The following is a 21,382-nucleotide window of genomic DNA, read 5'->3' as shown; positions in this document are numbered from 1 at the left end:
TCTAATCGAGATCAACCGCAGCGTGTACGTGTGAGACAACGCCGATTGGCTTTGCTAGAGGAGTTCTTAGAACGATCTTGGAATTTCTGAAAGTCTAGCTGGAATTGACCGTGAGGAAAGCTCTCGTTCCCAAGCAGGGGCAAAGCCTTCTCCCTGAGCGAATTGCAGGCATTCTGGTTCACAGTCCGCTTGCGGCGTTGGTTGGCAGAGAGCCCGTGACGCGCATGCACTACCTCCTCGAGATTGCGTCGCTTCACACCAAGGCCGAGCTCCTGGCGCAGCCGGGCTTGGGACGTTCAGGCATGCGTCGCATCGAGAACTGGATGGCCTTTCACGGACACCGCATGCGCGACGTGAATGAGAGTCTCGATAGCGTCATCTGCCGCTTTGCGTTCCGACGTTCTTCCGTTCGGAAAGGAAACGTTCGTTCTCTCCCCTTATCGGCGTTGCCCTCGCGTTTCACGCGGGCGGCTGGTGGCTAAGGCGGTACATGCGTGGGCGCAAAGCAGGTCGATTGTTTTCAGACGCTGTCTCACGAGCTTGTGCATTGGACCGGCGCTCCCTGTCGAAGCCAGCGAGCTCGCCCGAGTGCTCGGGCGAGCTGCTGCTTGAGCTTGGTGTAGCGCCGCGGCGTACGCCAATCCTCGCGGCCCGCGACAAGCAAGGTAACGACGGCCGAGTGGCGAAGCCTGATCTGATCAGGCGCAACCACGCTGCACAGATTTGCTGCATGGCGACGTGATTGGAGCAGCCTGCGCTGCAATAGCGCGCTTGATTCCGCTTTCGATCTCTCATGTTGGTTAGGGGGCGTGTCCACGACATGTGCACCGGGAGATCAAGGCAAATCTTCCGACGGCCCACGTGAGTGAGCATGCTCTTCGCGCGCTACTCGCTGGCAGCGGACTGGTCGCGTTCGACGTGTACGCGTTCGAGCGCGGCGCCGCGCCGTGCTGCCGCGAACCGCTTGCCGTCTGGTCTGGCGCCGGCCTTCCCCGCGCCGATTGGCTCGCAGAGCGTGTCATCGGACCCGGCTCGGTCATGAAATCCGCTATTCCCGTCGGGGGCTCGAAAGTCTATATGATCCATATGTTGTCTCATCGCTTTTCCGTGGCCCCCATGATGGATTGGACCGACCGGCATTGCCGGGTGTTCCACCGTCACCTGACGCGGCGGGGATTGCTCTATACCGAGATGCTGACGACCGGCGCGATCATTCACGGCGACCGGGTGCGGCTGCTTGGGTTCGACGCGGTCGAGCACCCCGTGGCGCTTCAGCTCGGCGGATCGGATCCGCGCGAGCTCGCGGCGGCGGCACGGATCGGCGAGGACTTCGGTTATGACGAGATCAATCTCAATGTCGGCTGCCCGTCCGATCGTGTGAAGGATGGCCGTTTCGGCGCCTGTCTAATGGCCGAGCCGGAGCTGGTGGCGAGGTGCGTCGACGCGATGAAGCGCGTGGTCGCCGTTCCCGTCACGGTGAAGTGCCGCATCGGCATCGATGATCAGGATCCGGAGGTCGCGCTCGATGCGCTCGCGCGTGCGGTGGTCGCCGCGGGCAGCGATGCGTTGATCGTGCACGCCCGCAAGGCCTGGCTCAACGGCCTGTCGCCGAAGGAGAACCGCGATATCCCGCCGCTCGACTATGATCGCGTCTACCGGCTCAAGCGCGCGATGCCCGATGTGCCCGTCATCATCAACGGCGGCGTTCGGAGCATCGACGAGGCAAAGGCGCATCTTGCCCATGTCGACGGCGTGATGCTCGGCCGCGCCGCCTATCAGGAGCCGTGGCGGCTGCTCGCGGTCGACCACGAAATCTTTGGAGGACCGGCGCCGCACGCCACCATGCAGGACGCGCTCGAGGCGATGATGCCCTACATCGAAGAGCAGCTCGCGCACGGCACGCGGCTGCACGCGATCACGCGGCATTTCGTCGGCGCATTTCATGCTGTGCCCGGCGCGCGTGCGTTCCGCCGGCATCTGGCCGAGCAGGGTGTGAAGCCCGGCGCCGGTCTCGACGTGCTGCGCGAGGCGATTACGTGTGTCGGGGCCCGCGCGCCGGCTGAGGCGGCCTGAATGAGCGGGAGCATGATCCGGAAAAGTGCGCAGCGGTTTTCCGAAAAGATCTTGTTCAAACAACAGCCTAAAGCGCGAGACGATTCATCCTAATCGCATCGCGCTTTAGTCGACCGCCGTACGCGCGCGGCGGGGACTGCGCTGCTGCTCCGGATACCCTGTCAGCATCAGCGTGTCGGCGCGCACGCCCCAGCTTTCCAGCCGGTCGAGGAAGCTCATGCCGAGCAGATTGGTCTTCATCTGGCCGCGCTGCACGACGAGGGCCGGCACCGACTTCTCGACCAGCTTGCCGACGGCGAGACGGTCGAGCGTGAGCCGCGCTGCCTTGGTGTGGCCGCCTGCGGTCTCGAGATCGACGTCGTATTCAAGCATCTCGAGCGGCAGCCCGATCGCCCTTGCGGTTTCCCAGGTCAGTACCACCGACGTCGCGCCGGTATCGATCACCATCGGCGCAGTGACGCCGTTGATCTTCGCGCGCAGCGTGAATTCGCCGCCCTGGCCGCGCGGGATCTGCACGGCCGGCGCCGGGGAGGCGGCTTGTGCGCGAAAAATATGCGAGACCTTGTGGCTGGCGCGCGCGATCTGGTCGGGATCGCCATAGGCGACGACGGCACCTGCCGTGCCGGCGAGCATGATCAGGACGAGCAGGAAGCGGATCATCGCGCGCCTCCAAGGGCACGCAGGCGGATCAGACGTGCTTTGGGGATCCAGCGATCCGCACTAGTCCGGCTTCCGTCATGCGCTCCGGCAAGAGGGCCATGATCGCGCGCCGGTCCGCGCTCTCCATGGCGTGCCAGCGTGCGATCTCCGGCAAGGTGCGGCCGCAGCCGAAGCACAGCTTCGTCTTGGGATCGATCATGCACACGGCGACGCACGGCGTTTCTTTGCTCATACGGACATAGTGAGGGATGATCGGGCATGTCTGCAAGCATCTCGTTAAGAGCCTGTGCCGGCACTCATGATCGGCTTGTGCCGCGGCCGGCGTTTCTCGTCCGGCACGACGGAGCTCTCCGGCTGGAGCGGTGGAGAATCGTCCGAGAGTGGGGCAAGCGCGCTCATCACGCGCTCCGGCGGGAATGTGACGATCACCTCGGTGCCGATGCGCAGCTTCGATTTCAACGTGAACGTGCCGCCGTGCAGGTCGATCAGGTTCTTGGCGATCGGCAGGCCGAGGCCGGCGCCCTGTTCAGCCGACTTGATCGAATTGGAGCCCTGGCCGAACGAGGCGAGCACGACCGGGATCTCGTCCTCGGGTATGCCGGAGCCGGAATCCCTCACCGAGAGATATTGTCCGCCGGAGGCGGTCCAGCCGGCCTTGAGCCAGATCTCGCCGCCCTGCGGGGTGAACTTGATCGAGTTGGAGAGCAGGTTGAGCACGACCTGGCGGATCGCGCGCTCGTCGGCCCAGAGCCGCGGCATCGCCTGCTCGAACACTTCGTGGATGGTGATGCCGCGGCTCGAGGCACGCAGCTTCATCAGATGATGGCAATCGGCGACGATGCCGACCAGGGACACCGCTTCCTCGTTGAGCTCGTAACGGCCGGCTTCGATCCGCGACAGATCGAGGATCTCGTTGATCAGGTTGAGCAGGTGCACGCCGGAATTATGGATGTCGGCGGAATATTCCTTGTAGACCGGTACCGCATGCGCGCCGAAAATCTCGCTCTTCATGACCTCTGAGAAGCCGAGGATGGCGTTCAGCGGCGTCCGCAGCTCGTGGCTCATCTGCGCGAGGAAGCGCGACTTGGCGACGTTGGCGGCTTCGGCGCGGTGGCGCGCTTCGTCCGAGATTGCCTTGGCCTGCTCCAGCTCGCCGATCAGCGCGTCCTTTTCCGCACGTGCTTCCAGCGTGGCGAAGGTGGAGGAGTGCAGGCGGTGCGCCAGCAGCACGAAATAGCCTTCGGCGGCGAGCGACAGCGCTGCCAGGATGTAATTGTCCAGCGATCCGGTCGTCACGAAGCTCAGCGCCATCGCAACCGCGACCGGCGCCGTGGCGGCGAGGGCTGCGATCGGCAGATTGGCCGCGAGCATGCTCGATACTGCGATCACCAGCAGCATCAAGAACATCATCAGCGTTTCCGTGACCATGTCGAGCACGGGATGGATCAGGATCGCCATCCAGCACAGGCCATAGAGCAGGTCGAGCACGACGAAGCGCGTCCGCCATGCGCGTGTCGCGGCCGGCGAGGCGGGCTCGGTCAGGAAGCGCCGGCAGCTGCGGATCATGGCGCTGTGGATGCAGAGCATGCCCGCGGTCCAGGCCGCGGCCGGGATCGGCTGCATCCATAGCCCGAACAGCACGCCGGTCGCCACCACCAGGAGCATCACGACATAGGAGGCCGACAGCCGGGTCTGGGCGTATTGCCGCAGCATCTCGGCGTCGAAAGCCGGCCGGGTTCCACTGGTCGACGTTAACTTGTCGCGCGCCTCGCGCACCCGCTGCGCCGCAGCCCTTCGGCTGCTCGCCGATGGCGCGCTCACCGGCTCGGCCGGAAGCTGCACGACCTCAGGCTTTTCAGCGGGGTTACTCATCAAGCAACACGGATTCCTGCCCACGCCGGACGCGGGCTTTCTGCATTGTCTATCTCTGGCAAGAAATCCTTAAGAGCTGACTTAAGGAGCTAAAGAATTACGTTAACCGAACGTTAATTCATACGCAGTCCGGGCGGCCGCTTTCATCAACCCGCGCTTCAATCATCTGAAGAAAACGAGCGTGACCAACCCGAAGACCGGCAGCAGCAGGACGGAGGTCCAGGCCATGTATCCGAAGAAGCCGGGCATTGCGACACCACTCGCTCGGGCAATTGCGTACACCATGAAATTGGGCGCGTTGCCGATGTAGGAGTTTGCGCCCATGAACACCGCACCGGCGGAAATCGCGGCAAGGGTCAAGGCGCCGTTCGTCATCAGATGCTTGGCGTCGCCACCGGCAAGTTCAAAGAAGACCAGATAGGTCGGTGCATTGTCGAGAAAGGATGAGAGCAGGCCGGTCAACCAGAAATATGCGGCATTGTTCGGCGTGCCGTCTGCGTTGGTGACCATGTTTACGACGGAGGCAAACGCGCCGGATTTGCCGGCGTTGAGAATCGCGAGCACGGGAATGATGGTGATGAAGATCGCGGCAAACAGCTTTGCCACTTCGATCATCGGGCCCCAAGAGAAGCCGTTCGCGTCGTGGTCCTCCTTCGAGGTGACGGCGAGAGATGCGAACACGACTCCGATCATCACGGCATCGCGCAGGAGATTCTGCACCTGGAGATGCGTGCCGAGAACTTCAAATCCGCCGAGGTCGAGCTTGGCACTCAAGAGGATCGCAGCGATGATGACTCCCATCAAAGCGAAGTTGAGGCCGCCGCTGATCCGCAAGGGATTGTCCGGAGTTGGGTCCGGTTTGACGCGGCCTTCCTTGCGATAGAGATAAGTATCGATGCAAAAGAACAGGGCGAGCAGAATCCAGGCCGCGAACGTGGTCTGGGGAAGCAGGTGTGTCGTCGTCCAGAAAAAATCCACGCCGCGCAGGAACCCCAGAAACAACGGGGGATCTCCCAGGGGGGAGAGCGAACCGCCGATGTTGGACACCAGAAAGATGAAGAAGATCACGACATGCGCGTTGTGCCGCCGATCGTCATTGGCGCGGATCACCGGTCGGATCATGACCATTGAGGCGCCGGTCGTGCCGATGACGCTCGCGATCAGAGTGCCGAGAGCGAGCAGCAGCGTATTCAGGACGGGGGAGCCGTGAAGATTGCCGCGCACCACGATTCCGCCGGCGACGGTAAACAGGGCGAGGAGCAGCAGAATGAACGGGACGTATTCGAGCAGCGCCGTGTGAACGAGCGCTTGGACGGTTGGAAGCGGGCCGTACCAGATTGCAAGCGGCAGCGCGATCAGGGTGGCCCACATCGCGGCAATCTTGCCTTGGTGATGCTCCCAGAAGTGAGGCGCGGCGAGCGGAAATATGGCGATCGAGAGCAGCATCCCCGCGAATGGAAGCGCCCATTGCGGGCCAATGCTGGCACCATCGAGCGATGCGGCAAGCGCCTGCGAAGGTGATGCCAGCAGGGCCAGGAGCGCGACCGGGAACAGGCGCGCAACAACAGCAAGGACGGCGGCGATCACGTTAGGCAAGGCTTCCCCCCGGAAGTCTATGATTGTTTCGGTCGGCGCGCTTTACGGAACGCCGTCGCGACGGATGTCGCGACGACGTTCAAAGCCGGCTACGCCGAACCAGGCCGCAACAGAGCGTCAGCGTTGCAGGCGTGCGAGCAGGCTCGACGTATCCCAGCGCTTGCCGCCCATCTTCTCGACCTCGGAATAAAACTGATCGACGAGCGCGGTCACCGGCAGATTGGCGCCGTTGCGGCGGGCTTCGGCCAGCGCGATCGAGAGGTCCTTGCGCATCCATTCGACCGCGAAGCCGAAATCGTACTTGTCCTCGTTCATGGTCTTGTAGCGGTTCTCCATTTGCCAGGACTGGGCGGCCCCTTTCGAGATGGTCTCGATCACTGCGGCGACGTCCAGGCCGCTCTTCTTGGCGAAATGGATGCCTTCGGAGAGGCCCTGCACCAGACCGGCGATGCAAATCTGGTTGACCATCTTGGTCAGCTGGCCGCTTCCGGCGGGCCCGAGCAGCTTGCACATCCGCGCATAGGCGCCCGTGATGATCGGCTCGGCGCCGGAATAGGCGTCCTGCGCGCCGCCGCACATCACCGTCAGCACGCCGTTCTCGGCGCCGGCCTGGCCGCCGGAGACGGGGGCGTCGACGAATTTGAAGCCGGCCTTGGTCGCGGCTGCGTCGAGCTCACGGGCGACCTCGGCGGAGGCAGTGGTGTGGTCGACGAAGGTCGCACCCTTCTTCATGCCGGCGAAGGCGCCGTCGGGGCCGATCGTGACCGCGCGCAGATCGTTGTCGTTGCCGACGCAGCACATCACGAAATCCTGACCCTCGGCGGCGGCCTTCGGGGTCGGCGCGGTCTTGCCGCCGAACTTGTCCGCCCATTCCTTCGCCTTCGCCGCGGTGCGGTTGTAGACGGTGACCTCATGGCCCCCTTTTTTCACGAGGTGTCCGGCCATGGGGAAGCCCATCACGCCAAGACCGAGGAAAGCGACTTTAGCCATAGTGGTACCTTGTCCGTAGTTCGGGTTTACGGTTCTTGCCAAGCGAGGGATGCCTGGGTTCCGCGGTGAGGGCGGACCGGAGGCGCACCATAAACCCTTGAGGCCAGAGGGCAACGGCTTCGTTTGGCGGCCTGCCGTGCTAGGGTGGCGACCCAAGGACTTCAAAACAAGGGAGCGAGAGCATGGGCGGCGTGAGCGTAGGCGTCCTCGATCATTTCAACATCCGGACCCGGAATCTGGCCGAGACCGTCCGCTTCTACGAAGACGTGCTGGGCCTGGAAAAAGGCGCGCGGCCGAACTTCGCCTTCCCGGGCGCCTGGATGTACAGCGAGGGCAGGCCGGTGGTTCACCTCGTCGACATTTCCCCGACCGACGAGCCACAAAAGCCGGATTCCGGCGTTGTCCACCATGTCGCCTTCGCCAGTCGCGGCTTTGACGGTATGAAACAGCGGCTGGCGTCAAAGAAGATCAAGTTCGAGGCCCGCCAGGTGCCCGGTGGCGATCTCTGGCAGATATTCGTCCACGACCCCAACGGGGTCATGATCGAGCTGAACTACGAGGCTGCCCTGGAGCAGGGGGCGGCGCCGGCCGAAAAGGCGGACGATATCGGCAGACAGTAGCCTTTTGGGCGTTTCCGCTCTAATGGGGCATCCTCAACTGCAGGAGATGCGCTTTGAGCGTGACGCAGCAACAGGTTCTCGATAGCCTCGCCAGGGTCCAGTCGCCCCGCGGGGTCGCACTCCCCCATGCCAATGTGCTGAGCGCGATCAGCGCCTCCGACGGCAAGGTATTCTTCTCGATCAATGTCGACGCCGCCGAGGCAAGAGCCTGGGAATCCGTCCGGGCCGAAGCGGAAGCCGCCGTGCGAAGCATTCCCGGTGTCACCACCGTCATGGTGGCGCTGACCGCCGAGCGCAAGCCGGGCTCCGCGCCGCCGCCACCCCCGCAGCCGAGCCGCGGCACGCCCGGCGTGCAGCCGGCCCATGCCCACAAGCCGCCCCAGGGCGGGGGGTCGCCGATGGCGCGGCAATCGGAAATTCCCGGCGTTGCCGCCGTAATTGCGGTCGCCTCCGGCAAGGGCGGCGTCGGAAAGTCGACCACGGCGCTCAATCTGGCGCTCGGCCTGCGCGACCTCGGCCTCAAGGTCGGGCTGCTCGACGCCGATATCTACGGCCCCTCGGTGCCGCGCCTGACGGGCCTGCGCGACAAGCCGGAGCTGAACGACGAGCGCAAGATGATTCCGCTTCGGCGCTTCGGGCTCGCCATCATGTCGATCGGCTTCCTGGTCGAGGAGGAGACCGCGATGATCTGGCGCGGTCCGATGGTGATGTCGGCGGTGACGCAGATGCTGCGCGACGTCGAATGGGGCAAGCTCGACGTGCTGGTCGTCGACATGCCGCCGGGCACCGGCGATGCCCAGCTCACGCTGGCGCAGAACGTGCCGCTCAAGGGCGCCGTGATCGTCTCGACCCCGCAGGACCTGTCCCTGATCGATGCGCGGCGGGGGCTTGCCATGTTCAAGAAGGTCAACGTGCCCGTGCTCGGCATCGTCGAGAATATGAGCTACTTCCAATGTCCGCATTGCGGCACCAAGTCGGATATTTTCGGCCATGGCGGGGCGCGGCACGAGGCCGAGAAGCTCGGCGTCCCATTCCTGGGCGAGATCCCCCTGCACATGGCGATTCGCGCCACCTCGGACGCCGGCAATCCCGTGGTCGACAGCGAGCCGGACGGCCCTCATGCGGCGATCTACCGCGCCATTGCCGGCCAGGTCCGGGACCAGCTCAAGGGTGTCATCGCCGCGGCCTGAATGGGGGCACCGCGGCAGGCTCCGGGGCATGCGACTTTCGTAGAGCCCCGTCATGCCATTGTCGCGTTCCGAAACCGGGCTGGCCGTGTTAAAGGCCCCCCGCAGTCAAGCCCCTTCGGTTCGACGCGACCTCAACGCGTCGCCGGAACGAGCGGCGGCAAGAAGAGAAGTCAAGGGGAAACGCCCCAGCAAGGAGAGACCTGAAGATGAAGCGTCGTGATTTTCTCAAAGTGTCGGCAGCAGGCGCGGCGGCGACCGCGGTGGCCTCGCCGGCGATCGCACAGTCCTCGCCCGAGGTGAAGTGGCGCCTGACTTCGAGCTTCCCGAAGTCGCTCGACACCATCTATGGCGGCGCCGAGCAGGTGGCGAAGTACGTCGCCGAGATGACTGACAACAAGTTCCAGATTCAGGTGTTCGCCGCCGGCGAAATCGTCCCCGGCCTCCAGGCGCTCGATGCGACCTCGAACGGCACGGTCGATATGTGCCACACCGTCTCGTACTATTACGTCGGCAAGGACCCCACCTTCGCGATCTTCGCCTCGGTGCCGTTCGGCCTCAACGCGCGTCAGCAGAATTCGTGGCTCTATCAGGGCGGCGGCAACGAGCTCGCCAACGAGTTCTTCAAGAAGTCGAACGTGATCGGCTTCCCATGCGGCAACACCGGTACCCAGATGGGCGGCTGGTTCCGCAAGGAGATCAAGACCGTTGCCGACCTCTCCGGCCTCAAGATGCGCATCGGCGGCATTGCCGGCCAGGTGCTGCAGAAGGTCGGCGTGGTGCCGCAGCAGCTCGCCGGCGGCGACATTTATCCCGCGCTGGAGAAGGGCACGATCGACGCCGCCGAGTGGGTCGGCCCCTACGATGACGAGAAGCTCGGCTTCGCCAAGGTCGCCAAGTACTACTACTACCCCGGCTTCTGGGAGGGCGGTCCGACCGTCCACGCCTTCGCCAACCTGGAAAAGTTCAATGCGCTGCCGAAGAGCTACCAGGCGATCCTCACGAACGCGACGGCGAACGCCAACAGCTGGATGGCTGCGCGCTACGACATGCAGAACCCGGCGGCGCTGAAGCGCCTGGTCGCCGGCGGCACCCAGCTTCGTCCGTTCACCAACGAGGTGCTGGAAGCCTGCCTCAAGGCGACCAACGAGCTGTGGGCCGAGGTTTCTGGCAAGAACGCCGACTTCAAAAAGGCCATTGACTCCATGCAGGCCTACCGCTCCGACGAATATCTGTGGTGGCAGGTTGCCGAATATACCTACGACAGCTTCATGATCCGCTCGCGCACCCGCGGCTGATCTACGGCTTAGGTCGTAAGACCACTAGCCCGGCCTCCCCAGGAGGCCGGGCTTTTTCTTTGCGATCGGGATGGCATTCGGTCCCGTGATGCTCCATTCTGTCGGCAAGCCTCGCAAAGAAGGCTCCACAATTAGATCCATTAGGGTAGGAAATCATGAAGAGAAGAGACTTCATCAAGGTCACAGGACTTGGTGCGGCCGGCGCCGCCACGCTCGCGGCTCCCGCGATCGCGCAGTCGATGCCGGAAATCAAATGGCGCATGCCGACGAGCTGGCCGAAATCGCTCGACACGCTGTTTGGCGGCGCCGAGATGATGTGCAAGATGGTTGCCGAGGCGACCGACAACAAATTCCAGATCCAGATCTTCGCGGCCGGCGAAATCGTGCCGGGCCTGCAGGTGCTCGACGCCGTGCAGAACGGCACCTGCGAGATCGGCCACACCGCGTCCTATTATTATTTCGGCAAGGACCCGACCTTCACCTTCGGCTCGGCCGTGCCGTTCGGTCCCAACATGCGCATCAACCAGGCCTGGTACATGCTGGGCGGCGGCCGCGACGTGCTCAACGAGTTCTACAAGAGCTACAACGTCGTCTCGCTGCTCGCGGGCAACACCGGCTGCCAGATGGGCGGCTGGTTCAGGAAAGAGGTCAACACGCCCGACGATCTCAAAGGCATGAAGTTCCGCATCGGCGGCTTCACCGGCCGCGTGCTCCAGAAGCTCGGCGTGGTGCCGCAGCAGCTCGCCGGCGGTGACATCTATCCGGCGCTGGAGAAGGGCACGATCGACGCCGCCGAATGGGTCGGGCCTTATGACGACGAGAAGCTCGGCTTCTACAAGATCGCGCCGCACTACTACTACCCCGGCTGGTGGGAAGGCGGTCCGATGCTGATGGCTTTCGTCAACCTCGACAAATGGAACGCGCTGCCGAAATATTACCAGAGCGTGCTGGAGCAGGCCGGCCACTACGCCAACAATTACATGATGGCGCGCTACGACAACGCCAATCCGCTGGCGCTGAGGAAGCTGCTCGCGGGCGGCACCAAGCTGCACGCCTTCTCGCCCGCGATCATGGATGCCTGCTACAAGGCGGCCAAGGAGCTGCACGCCGAAGTCGCTGCGACCAATCCGAACTTCAAGAAGGTGAACGACTCGCTCGCCAAGTTCACGAGCGACGGCTATTCCTGGTTCCAGGTGGCCGAGGTCGGCTACGACATCTTCATGGCGCGGCGCTCGCAGAGCTGATCGCGTCCCGATCGGATGCGGCACGCCCCGGAGCGAAAGGCTCCGGGGCGTTGTCGCTGCTGTTGGGAGGGCGTCCAACCAAAACATCGAAAACAACCCCATGCACAGTAGACCGGGGCAGCGATATCAATGACTTGACTTCGTTACCACGAGCGATTGCGAAATTACCGAAATTTTTGACCCGTCGGGCAAAACAGTGGTAGACATGCATCATCGCCCGATCCGAAATCGTGGCGCTGAACGATGCCCCCGATGCGCTTCGATCCCGATGAAATTCAAAGAGCGCTGCGCAAGGCCTGGTCGGTGTCCTTTCCGTTAGTGCCGGCGCGCGTCGTAATGGAAAGGTCCGCGCGTTGGGGCAAGCTGAGTCGTAGCAGCCGAGCTTATTTGCCGCCAGAGGCGGACCATCGGTCGGCTGCCGAGCATCGGAAGCGCGGCTAGCGAACGACGCCTGCTGCGTCTCTTGCGCTTGGCATGAGCCAGTCGAGCCCGAGCAGGGCAGCTTCGAGAATGACGAAGGCGACAATTCCGCCGATCCAGCCGAAGAACACGATCGAAAAGGTGCCGAGCAGGATCGCGCAGAAGACGTCGGCGAGCACCTTGCAAATGCGGAAGGCTTGGTCTTCGCCAGATGGAAAATACGACATCGGGCTCCTCCAGGCGCTCATCCTGAGCGCTTGGATTTAACGACACGCCAAAACGAATGTTCCGTGGGTCAATCTTCGGCCGGCGATGATCATGCGGTCGATGACCGGGTTCATGCGCAGCGCTGGCTTACACCGACCTGACAAGGAGAGGCTATTCGGCGCTTTTTCGCTGGCCGCGGCGCCCCCAATGCTGGAAAAGAGCGCAGATGCGGCGCGAGCGGTGCGGTATCAGGAACGTCCAGCGGATATGCGATGCGGCTTCTGATCGTCGAGGACAATGCCGAGCTGTCGCGGCTCGTGGCCGGTGGGCTGGCCGCAGCCGGCTATGAGAGCGACATCGTGGGCAGCGCGGCCGAGGCGCGCGAGGCGGTGAACAGCGTCAGCTATGCCGCGATGATCCTCGACCTCGGTCTGCCCGATGCCGACGGCCTGTCGGTGCTGCGCGAGCTGCGCCTCAAGATGGAGCCGCTGCCGGTGCTGGTGCTGACCGCGCGCGGCGGCTTGCAGGACCGCGTCACCGGCCTGCGCAGCGGCGCCGACGACTATTTGGCAAAACCGTTCGCGATGGAGGAGCTGGTGGCGCGGTTGGAGGCCATCCTGCGCCGCCCCGGCCAGTTGCTCGGCCGCTCGCTCACTCTCGCCAACCTCGTCTACGACACCGAGAGCCGGCAGATCTTCGTCGACGACCAGCCGCGGATCATCTCCGCGCGCGAGACCTCGGTGCTCGAGATCCTGCTGCGCCGGCAGGGGCGGGTGGTACCGAAGAAGAACGTCGAGGACCACATCTTCGGTCTCGAAGGCGACGTCGCCTCCAATGCGATCGAGGTCTACGTGTCGCGGCTGCGCAAGCAGCTGACCGAGCACGGCGCCAAGGTCGTGATCCATACGATCCGTGGCGTCGGCTATCTCATGACCGAGGAGAAATAGCGTGCCCGCCGCGGGCCGTGCCGGATCGCTGACCTTCAAATCGCTGATCTCGCGCATCGTGTTTCTGCACATCGTCGCGGTCGCGATGGTCGCGATCTTCCTGCCGCTGGTGTTGTTCTGGCTGCTCAACTCCGAGATCGACCAGCTGCATCGCGATGCCATGCGCGCGCAGGCCGAGGTGCTGGCGGAGCGCATCGTCGCGCAGCCGGACGGCACGTTGACCTTCAACCTGCCCGACAGCCTCAAGGGGCTCTATTCGGACGCCTACGGCCGCTACCAGTTCGACATTCGCGATGCCGACGGAAGGTTGCTGTTCTCCTCGCACCGGCGTTCCGCCGCGACGGCGCCCTCCCGTTTCTCCGACACCGTCTCCGGCGCCAGCGTCACGCGAGACGTTGCCGGCAAGACGGTGCGCATCCAGGTTGCCGAGGATCTGGCCCACCGGGACGTCATCATCGACGATATCGTCTCGAACTTTTTTCGGCGGGTCGGGTGGATCACCGTCCCGATCCTCCTGGTCCTGCTTGCCATCGACATCATCATCTTCCGCCGCGCGATCGCGCCGTTGTGGAAGGCCTCCCAGGAGGCCAGCAATATCGGCCCCGCGCGCACCGATATCCGGCTGCCGACGGCGCGGATTCCGCGCGAGATCGTGCCGCTGGTCACCGCCGTGAACCAGGCGCTCGACCGCCTCGAGGCCGGCTTTCGCGTGCAGCGGCAGTTCACGGCGGATGCCGCGCATCAATTGCGCACGCCGCTCGCAATCCTGCGCACGCGGATCGAGACGCTCGGCGACGGTGCCGAACGGCAGGCGCTGCATGCCGACATCGAGGCCATGAGCCGGATCGTCGCCCAGCTGCTTGAGATCGCCGAGCTCGACACCCTGGTGCTCGATCCCGGCGAGGCCGCGGATTTGCGCGCCGTCTGTGCCGAGGTGGTCGGCTCGATCGCCCCGTTCGCGATCGCGCAACGCAAGGACATCGCGCTGAAGGGCACCGACGCACCGGTCCTGATCCACGGCAATTCGGAGATGCTGCAGCGCGCGGTGTTCAATCTTGCCGAAAACGCCATCAAGTTCACGGCGGAGGGCACCACCGTCGAGGTCGAGGTGGGGGAGGACGGTTCGGTGCGGGTGCGCGATTCCGGCCCGGGGATCGCGGAGGCCGAGCGCGAGCTGATCTTCCAGCGCTTCTGGCGCGCCGACCGCCGGCGCAGCGACGGTGCGGGGCTGGGACTCTCGATCGTGCGCGCCGTGGCGGACGATCACGCCGCCACGGTCGCGGTGCAGAACCTCCCCGGCGGCGGTGCGGAGTTCACGCTGCGGTTTCGGCTGGCGGACAAGGTCACGATGGGGGAGGAACTGGCCCGGCAATGACAGTGCACCTTTTCCCGTGCGCGGAGCAGGGAGCCCGGATGGCGCTTGAGGCATGTATGACATTGTCATATCTTGCGTTGTAGAGCACTGAAGGGGGACCACATGCGGACCAGCAAGCCGATCCCCGTCACTCTTGGCCCGCAGCGCGCGAGCCTGGAAGCCCGCCTGAAGTCAGGCGAATATGCCTCTGCCAGCGAAGTCATGCGCTCGGCCCTCCGCGCCCTCGATCGTCAGGATGCCGCGCTTGACGAATATCTGGCCGCCAAGGTCCAAGCTTCGGTCCAGGATCCTCGCCCAAGCGTTGCTGCGAGCGACGTTTTCAAGCGCCTGCGGACTCGTCACGCCAGAAACGTGAAGGCAGCCAAGCGTGGCACTTAAGGTCGTATTCCGACCGGAGGCGGAGGCCGATCTGGTCGGCCTTTACGAGTACATCGCAGAACGTGCCGGCTACCGAATTGCAGGCGGCTATATCGACCGTATCGAGAAGGCATGCATGGCTCTCGCCACCTTTCCCAAACGTGGGACCAGTCGCGACGATCTTCTTCCGGTCTGCGTACCGTCGGATTCAAGCGGCGCGTGACGATCGCGTTCCGTGTCCTGAAGACAGAGGTCGAGATCGTCACAATCGCATATGCCGGACGTCATTTCGAAGGCGATGTCTGAACACTCCTGTTCGGACGAAAGAGCTTCGCTCTGTCTCGTCGCAACGGAAGGCCGCGAGCCGGAGAGTGACGGCGACCGCAGCCGCTATTTCAGCTTGCCGGTGGACAGGTCCATGATCATGCGTGTCGTCAGATAGAGCCGCGGCACGATGCTGCCCACCTGCACATATTCGGCATCGTTGGAGTGCGCGCCGAAGGCCGACAGGCCCATGCCTTCCACCACGGCTCCTTTGGATTGCAGTGCGGCGAAAGCCGCGTCGGTGCCGCCGCCGATGGCCTTCTCGTCGACCTTGAGGGATAGTCCGATCTCCCCATAGATCGTCTTGCCATAGGCCGCCACCCGGCGCGAGGCCTCACTGGGTTCGAGCGGCGGGCGCCGCACCTCGAACTTCAGCTCGACTCTGGAATCGGGCAGCAGGCGATTTTTGATCTTGTCCTGCAGCGCCTTCTGCAACTCGTCGAAGTCGGACACCTTGAGGGCGCGCGCGTCGGCCTGGGCCGTCGCCTCGGCAGGGATCACATTGCGGTTGGTTCCGGACTTGGACACCGTCCAATTCAGCTTCAGGCCCTGCTCGGGCTTGGACAAGTCCTTCATCTGCAGCACCTGGTGCGAGAGCTCGTACAGCGCATTCACGCCGCCTTCGGGCCGTGCGCCGGCATGTGACGATCTGCCATGCACGGTAAGATAGGCCGAGCCGATGCCGCTGGTGGCGAGGCGCAGCGTGCCGTCGGCGCCGCCGCCTTCGAACGAGAACACCACGTCCTGATCCGATGCGAGCTTGGTGATGGTGCTGCGCCAGCCGGGCGAGGAGATCTCCTCGTCGCCGTTCGTGAGCACCGTGAGCGTGCCGTAATCCCTGAAGTTCAGCTTCTGCAGCAATGCCACGGTATGGAGAATGAGCGCGATGCCCTGCTTGTCGTCGGCAATGCCGAGCCCGTACGCCTTGTCGCCGTCGATGCGGAACGGCTGGTCCTTCAGCATGCCCTTCAGGTACACCGTGTCCATGTGAGCAATCAGCATGATCTTCTTGGACCCCGTGCCCTTGAACACGGCGTGCACGGCCGGCCCGATCTTTTCGGGGGTGTCGTCGAGGCGATAGATGTCAGTCGGCTGCAGGATCTCCACCGTGCCGCCGAGTTGCTTGAGCTGACCGGCAATGCGCTCGGCGATCTGGTTCAGGCCTTCGATGTCCTTGCTGCCGGATTCGATGTTGACGAGATCGCGCAGCGTGTCGAGCAGCGGCTGCTGTTCCTTCTGCGCCAGCGCATGGACGTTGGCGACCGGCTCGGCGTGCACCAGCGTTGCGGCAGATGCCAGCCAGAGTGAGGCGATCAACGTTCCAAAGAACGTGGAAGCGGGGTGCGATCGGGGCATGAGCGGACAGTCCTTCGGTTGAAGAAGGAGCCGATATGCCTGTGTTCGCGGCGCTTGTCACGCGGCCGTGCTGCACCCTCTCCCCTGGTGGGAGAGGGCGGCTTCGCGATAGCGAAGCCGGGTGAGGGGTTGTCTCCGCGAGTCCGACGGCGAGTAAAATGCGCGGAGAGAAACCCCTCATCCGGCGCGAACTGCGTTCGCGCCACCTTCTCCCACAAGGGGAGAAGGGAAGAGGGTGTGGGCGCTCGCGCCTAGAACCAGTTGTCGCACTACTTCTGCGGAGGGCCGAGATCCAGCGGAGGCAGCTCGATCTGCGGCACCTCGATCTTGATCGTGCTGGGATCGATGTTCGTCTGCACGCCCTTGTAGTGCATCACCATCGACGGGAACGCGATCACGAGGCCGACCATGATGATCTGGATGACGACGAAGGGCACCGCACCCCAATAGATCTGGCCGGTGGTGACGGGGTCCATCCGCTTGCCAGTGACCCGATCGGTGTATCGCTCCTTCGGCGCGACGGACCGGAGATAGAACAGCGCGAATCCGAACGGCGGGTGCATGAACGAGGTCTGCATATTGACGCCGAGAATGACGCCGAACCAGATCAGGTCGATGCCGAGCTTCTCGGCGGCCGGTCCCAGTAGCGGGATCACGATGAAGGCCAGCTCGAAGAAGTCGAGGAAGAAGGCCAGTACGAATACGAGCGCGTTGACGAAGATCAGGAAGCCGATCTGGCCGCCCGGCAGCGATGTGAGCAGGTGCTCGACCCAGACGTGACCGTTGACCCCGTAAAAGGTGAGCGAAAAGATGCGGGCGCCGACCAGGATGAACACGACGAAGGCCGACAGCTTGGCGGTCGATTCCGTGGCCTGCCGGATCAGGTCCCAGCTCAGCCGCCGCTTCACGGCACCGAGAATGAGGGCGCCGGCGGCACCCATCGCACCGCCTTCGGTCGGCGTGGCGATGCCGATGAAGATCGTGCCCAGCACCAGGAAGATCAGGAACAGCGGCGGCACCATCACGAAGGTGGTCTGCTGCGCCATCTTCGAGAGGAAACGGAATCCGGTCAGCTTATCCACCACCCAGTTCAGCACGGCGACGGCGAATGCGAAGATGATGCCGTAGAACATGCTGAGCACCACGTAATCGGCGCCACGAGTGCTGGAATTGCGCATCATGAGCCATCCGAATGCGCAGCTCGCGAGGAACAGCACACCGAGCGATACAAGGCCGCGATCGCCGTTCTCTTCGCGGAAGCCGATGGCGTCCTTCGGCAGGCCGGGCGTCGCCTTCGGCCAGATCATGCTGACGAGGAAAGCGTATCCGGCGTAGAGGGCGGCAAGCACGAGGCCCGGGATGAAGGCGCCTTCGTACATGTCGCCGACGGACTTGCCGAGCTGGTCGGCCATCACGATCAGGACGAGGGAGGGCGGAATGATTTGCGCGAGCGTGCCGGAGGCGGCGATGACGCCGGCGGCCACGCGGCGATCATAGCCATAGCGCAGCATGATCGGCAGCGAGATCAGGCCCATCGAGATCACGGACGCCGCGACCACGCCGGTGGTCGCAGCGAGCAGCGCGCCGACGAAGATCACGGCATAGGCGAGGCCGCCGCGGATCGTGCCGAACAGCTGGCCGATCGTGTCGAGCAGGTCCTCGGCCATGCCCGACCGCTCCAGCACCAATCCCATGAAGGTGAAGAAGGGGATCGCGAGCAGCGTGTCGTTGTTCATCACGCCATAGACGCGCTCCGGCAAGGCCTGGAGGAAGTCGGGGTGAAACTGGCCGAGCTCGACGCCGATGATGGCGAAGAACAGGCCGACGGCGCCGAGCGAGAATGCCGCCGGATAGCCGAGCAGCAGCATGACGACCAGCGATACGAACATGATGGGCGCCATATTGGCGATGATGAATGCGGTCATGGATTCCCCCTACACCGTCGCCAACGGCTACTTCTTCTCGATCGCTTCAACGAGATGCTCGACTTCCGCTTCGAGCGCCGACACCTGCGATTCGTGCGGGTCCGGTATCAAGCCGCGCATCACCGCGATCCGCTTGATCAGCTCGGAAATGCCTTGGACCAGAAGGAAGGCGAACCCCACCATGATCAGGGCTTTGGCGGGCCATTGCGGCAGGCCGCCGGCATTGCCGGATTGCTCGTTGATCTGGAAGGAGCGCAGGAAGAACGGCACGCCCGTGACGATCATGACGATGCAGATCGGAATGAGGAAGAACACGTGACCGACGATGTCGATGACGTTGCGCGCCTTCTTGGGCATCGTGTTGCTTACGATGTCGATGCGGATGTGCTCATTGTCGAGCAGCGTCCACGGCGAACAGAGCAGGAAGACGATGCTGAACAGCACCCATTGCAGCTCGAGCCACGAATTGGACGAGGTGTCGAACGTCTTGCGGATGATCGCGTTGACCGCCGAAATGACAACGGCGAGCACGATCAGCCACGCAATACGTTTGCCGGTCCAGCGCGTGAACGCGTCGATCCTGCTGCTCAGCTTAAGGAGCGCTTGCAACGATAGGTCCTCCCCCGATTGTGCCCCGGCCGTCTTGACTGCGCCGAGATGGCGCGTGGCTTATCTCGCCGCGCAGGCATGAGGCCGCCGCACCAAACCAGCGGGCGTGCCGCCAGTCAATCGGAAGTTTGTTGATAGTTAAGGGGAATAGGGCCGCAACTATACGGAGTTAGCCGCCGGTGACGCTCATGTGCCTGGAGACGCTGGGCCGGTCGTGGCGGCGGTCGATGATGAAATCGTGGCCCTTGGGCTTCAGCCCGATGGCGCGGTCGATCGCATCCGCAAGCAATAGATCGTCGCTCGATGCACGCAGAGGTTTGCGCAAATCGGAGGCATCCTCATGGCCGAGGCAGGTGTGCAGCGTTCCGGTGCAGGTGATGCGTACCCGATTACAGGATTCGCAGAAATTATGGGTCATCGGCGTGATGAAGCCGAGCTTGCCGCCGGTCTCGGCGACGCCGACATAGCGGGCCGGACCGCCGGTGCTCTCGGCCAGATCCGTCAGCGTGAACTGCTGGGCGAGGCGGGCGCGCACCAGCGACAGCGGCAGATATTGGTCAATGCGGCCCGATCCGATCTCGCCCATCGGCATCACCTCGATCAGCGTCAGGCCCATGCCCTTGCCGTGGGCCCAGCGCATCAGCGAAGGCAGCTCGTCCTCGTTGAGGTTCTTCAGCGCCACGGCGTTGATCTTCACGGCGAGCCCTGCGGCGCGCGCGGCCTCGATGCCCTCCAGCACCTTGTCGATCTCGCCCCAGCGGGTGATCTCGCGAAACTTCTTGGGATCGAGGGTGTCGAGCGAGACGTTGATGCGGCGGACGCCGCAATCGGCGAGCTCCCGCGCGTGCTTCGCAAGCTGGGTGCCGTTGGTGGTCAGCGTCAGCTCGCTCAACGCGCCGCTCGACAGATGCCGCGACAACGAGCGCACCAGCGACATCACATTGCGGCGGACCAAGGGCTCGCCGCCGGTGAGGCGCAGCTTCTTCACGCCCTTGGCGATGAAGGCCGTACAGAGCCGATCGAGCTCCTCCAGCGTCAGCAGGTCCGCCTTGGGCAGGAACGTCATGTCTTCGGACATACAGTAGAAGCAGCGCAGGTCGCAGCGGTCGGTGACGGAGACGCGCAAGTAGGTGATGGTCCGCCCGAACGGATCGGTCATCGGGGTCGACAATGCGGCGGATCCGGTCATGCGAGAGGCCTTCACTTATGGCGACGGGCGCACCTTTGCTGCAGCGGTGCGGTCGACGCAATCTAAGCATCGGACGCGGCAAGGACAATCGGGTGGTATACGTGAGTGCAGCACTGACGCATGTGACCCCCTCGGCGCGGGATTTCGGCTCGTTCGGTGCGGCTCGCAGCTGGGTTCCGCGTACGACCGGCAACGCCCGCGGCGCCGGTGAAGTCAGCCCTCTATGCATCCATTCGGGATGTGAGGCGGCGAAAATGGCAATCCTATCAAAGCGTTGCTGTGTTGCTTGCCGTCATCAGGCTGATCGCGGCCGCCGGCAGATCGCGCATGTGGTGGATCAGGCGGTCCGGCTTCAGCTCGGCGATCGGCACGTCGGTGTAGCCGAAGCTGACCCCGATCACCGGCACGCCGGCCCGCCGGGCGACGCCGACATCGGTTCCGGCGTCGCCGACCATGATGCTGGCCTTCACGTCGCCGCCGGCCCGGGCCACCGTCTCCCGAAAAATAGTCGGATCGGGCTTCTGGACGCCAAAAGTGTCCGCGCCGCAGATCGCCGCGAAGCGGCGGCTGAGGTCGAGCTGGTCCAGCAGGCGCTTCGACAGCCATTCCAGCTTGTTGGTGCAGACCGCGAGGCGATGGCCCTGGGCGGCAAACTGGTCCAGCGCGGCCTCGAGACCCTCGAAGGGGCGGGATTCCACCGCGATATGGTCGGCATAGTACGCGATGAAATCCGCAGTCATCCGGTCCATGTCCGCGGGCGTGACGGTGCGGCCCTCCGCTTCCAGCCCCCGCTCGATCAGCTTGCGGGCACCGGCGCCGATCATGTTGCGGGCCGAGGCCATCGGCACCGGCGGCAGGCCTTCGCGGTCGAGCACGTAATTGAGGGCCGTGATCAGGTCGGGTGCCGTATCCACCAGCGTGCCGTCGAGATCGAAGACGATGGTGTGAGGGGAAGTCGTCTTGAAGAAGGTCATGATTTCCAAGCGCTACCGGCCTGGTCCTATCCGCGCAAGGGGCGGGCCCATAAGATCACCTTATAGGCCTGTTCCCAGACCCTGTTCCAGGCCCTGTTCTCCTGGGAAAAACGAGGCTACATAGGCGCCCGAAACCGGCCGGAATCGGCCGCATGTTCG

General features: G+C 63.9%; 20 protein-coding genes. 9 read left to right on the top strand and 11 right to left on the bottom strand.

Features of this window, described 5'->3' with window-relative positions:
* The first annotated feature begins 1,086 nt into the window (after window positions 1-1,086).
* The gene (gene dusA, locus I6F37_RS10260; protein ID WP_225126024.1) at window positions 1,087-2,073 is read left to right on the top strand and encodes a tRNA dihydrouridine(20/20a) synthase DusA; all 987 of its coding nucleotides are present in this window, start codon (window positions 1,087-1,089) and stop codon (window positions 2,071-2,073) included.
* A gap of 105 nt (window positions 2,074-2,178) precedes the next feature.
* Here the strand turns inward: dusA and I6F37_RS10255 are convergent, their stop codons facing one another.
* The 5 genes from I6F37_RS10255 to I6F37_RS10235 form a co-directional block, all read right to left on the bottom strand.
* Entirely contained in the window at window positions 2,179-2,733 is a 555-nt protein-coding gene (locus tag I6F37_RS10255) for a TIGR02281 family clan AA aspartic protease (RefSeq protein WP_036001607.1), read from the bottom strand.
* Between the two features lie 28 nt (window positions 2,734-2,761).
* Window positions 2,762-2,965 (bottom strand): DUF1289 domain-containing protein, encoded by a 204-nt coding sequence (locus I6F37_RS10250; protein WP_036001604.1) that lies wholly within the window; start codon window positions 2,963-2,965, stop codon window positions 2,762-2,764.
* Window positions 2,966-3,009: 44 nt separating this feature from the next.
* On the bottom strand, window positions 3,010-4,605 hold the full coding sequence (locus tag I6F37_RS10245) for a HAMP domain-containing sensor histidine kinase (RefSeq protein WP_036001601.1): 1,596 nt from the start codon (window positions 4,603-4,605) through the stop codon (window positions 3,010-3,012).
* A gap of 162 nt (window positions 4,606-4,767) precedes the next feature.
* Complete coding sequence (locus tag I6F37_RS10240; RefSeq protein WP_225126023.1) at window positions 4,768-6,192, bottom strand: sodium:proton antiporter; 1,425 nt, start codon at window positions 6,190-6,192, stop codon at window positions 4,768-4,770.
* Between the two features lie 126 nt (window positions 6,193-6,318).
* Window positions 6,319-7,191, bottom strand: a complete 873-nt coding sequence (locus I6F37_RS10235) for an NAD(P)-dependent oxidoreductase (protein ID WP_036001597.1) — start codon at window positions 7,189-7,191, stop codon at window positions 6,319-6,321.
* A 182-nt stretch (window positions 7,192-7,373) separates the two neighbouring features.
* Between I6F37_RS10235 and I6F37_RS10230 the strand changes: the two genes are divergently transcribed.
* The 4 genes from I6F37_RS10230 to I6F37_RS10215 all read left to right on the top strand — a co-directional run bounded on the left by I6F37_RS10230 (window position 7,374) and on the right by I6F37_RS10215 (window position 11,540).
* Window positions 7,374-7,811, top strand: a complete 438-nt coding sequence (locus I6F37_RS10230) for a VOC family protein (protein WP_036001594.1) — start codon at window positions 7,374-7,376, stop codon at window positions 7,809-7,811.
* A gap of 53 nt (window positions 7,812-7,864) precedes the next feature.
* Window positions 7,865-9,001: an Mrp/NBP35 family ATP-binding protein gene (locus tag I6F37_RS10225; RefSeq protein WP_036001591.1), complete on the top strand. Its 1,137-nt coding sequence runs from the start codon at window positions 7,865-7,867 to the stop codon at window positions 8,999-9,001.
* Window positions 9,002-9,207: 206 nt separating this feature from the next.
* Window positions 9,208-10,296: a TRAP transporter substrate-binding protein gene (locus I6F37_RS10220; protein ID WP_036001589.1), complete on the top strand. Its 1,089-nt coding sequence runs from the start codon at window positions 9,208-9,210 to the stop codon at window positions 10,294-10,296.
* A gap of 155 nt (window positions 10,297-10,451) precedes the next feature.
* On the top strand, window positions 10,452-11,540 hold the full coding sequence (locus I6F37_RS10215) for a TRAP transporter substrate-binding protein (RefSeq protein ID WP_036001586.1): 1,089 nt from the start codon (window positions 10,452-10,454) through the stop codon (window positions 11,538-11,540).
* Window positions 11,541-11,977: 437 nt separating this feature from the next.
* Here I6F37_RS10215 and I6F37_RS10210 read toward each other — a convergent pair whose 3' ends face one another.
* Window positions 11,978-12,187: a hypothetical protein gene (locus tag I6F37_RS10210; protein WP_036001583.1), complete on the bottom strand. Its 210-nt coding sequence runs from the start codon at window positions 12,185-12,187 to the stop codon at window positions 11,978-11,980.
* 252 nt (window positions 12,188-12,439) lie between these two features.
* Here I6F37_RS10210 and I6F37_RS10205 point away from each other — a divergent pair, with 252 nt between their 5' ends.
* The 4 genes from I6F37_RS10205 (at window position 12,440) to I6F37_RS10190 (ending at window position 15,069) form a co-directional block, all read left to right on the top strand.
* Window positions 12,440-13,114: a response regulator transcription factor gene (locus I6F37_RS10205; protein ID WP_036001578.1), complete on the top strand. Its 675-nt coding sequence runs from the start codon at window positions 12,440-12,442 to the stop codon at window positions 13,112-13,114.
* A gap of 85 nt (window positions 13,115-13,199) precedes the next feature.
* A complete protein-coding gene (locus tag I6F37_RS10200) occupies window positions 13,200-14,489 on the top strand; it encodes an ATP-binding protein (protein ID WP_225151163.1) in 1,290 nt (429 codons plus the stop codon).
* A gap of 102 nt (window positions 14,490-14,591) precedes the next feature.
* Window positions 14,592-14,867, top strand: coding sequence for a type II toxin-antitoxin system ParD family antitoxin (locus tag I6F37_RS10195; RefSeq protein ID WP_225151083.1), 276 nt, complete (start codon window positions 14,592-14,594; stop codon window positions 14,865-14,867).
* Window positions 14,857-15,069, top strand: a complete 213-nt coding sequence (locus tag I6F37_RS10190) for a type II toxin-antitoxin system RelE/ParE family toxin (protein WP_225151080.1) — start codon at window positions 14,857-14,859, stop codon at window positions 15,067-15,069. Before I6F37_RS10195 ends, I6F37_RS10190 begins: the two co-directional genes overlap by 11 nt.
* Window positions 15,070-15,236: 167 nt before the next feature.
* Here the strand turns inward: I6F37_RS10190 and I6F37_RS10185 are convergent, their stop codons facing one another.
* From I6F37_RS10185 to I6F37_RS10165, 5 genes are all read right to left on the bottom strand, one after another.
* Entirely contained in the window at window positions 15,237-16,526 is a 1,290-nt protein-coding gene (locus I6F37_RS10185; RefSeq protein WP_036001572.1) for a M20/M25/M40 family metallo-hydrolase, read from the bottom strand.
* 269 nt (window positions 16,527-16,795) lie between these two features.
* The gene (locus I6F37_RS10180; RefSeq protein WP_036001569.1) at window positions 16,796-18,451 is read right to left on the bottom strand and encodes a TRAP transporter large permease subunit; all 1,656 of its coding nucleotides are present in this window, start codon (window positions 18,449-18,451) and stop codon (window positions 16,796-16,798) included.
* Between the two features lie 27 nt (window positions 18,452-18,478).
* Entirely contained in the window at window positions 18,479-19,060 is a 582-nt protein-coding gene (locus I6F37_RS10175; RefSeq protein ID WP_036001566.1) for a TRAP transporter small permease subunit, read from the bottom strand.
* 169 nt (window positions 19,061-19,229) lie between these two features.
* Window positions 19,230-20,249 (bottom strand): GTP 3',8-cyclase MoaA, encoded by a 1,020-nt coding sequence (gene moaA, locus I6F37_RS10170; protein WP_036001562.1) that lies wholly within the window; start codon window positions 20,247-20,249, stop codon window positions 19,230-19,232.
* Window positions 20,250-20,515: 266 nt separating this feature from the next.
* The gene (locus tag I6F37_RS10165) at window positions 20,516-21,223 is read right to left on the bottom strand and encodes an HAD family hydrolase (RefSeq protein WP_036001631.1); all 708 of its coding nucleotides are present in this window, start codon (window positions 21,221-21,223) and stop codon (window positions 20,516-20,518) included.
* Between the last annotated feature and the right edge of the window lie 159 nt (window positions 21,224-21,382).

This window comes from Bradyrhizobium sp. NBAIM08, from assembly GCF_020193935.1.
Classification (GTDB): domain Bacteria; phylum Pseudomonadota; class Alphaproteobacteria; order Rhizobiales; family Xanthobacteraceae; genus Bradyrhizobium; species Bradyrhizobium yuanmingense.
The sequence above is the reverse complement of the archived record's forward strand: the minus strand, read 5'-3'. Positions and strand labels throughout refer to the sequence as shown.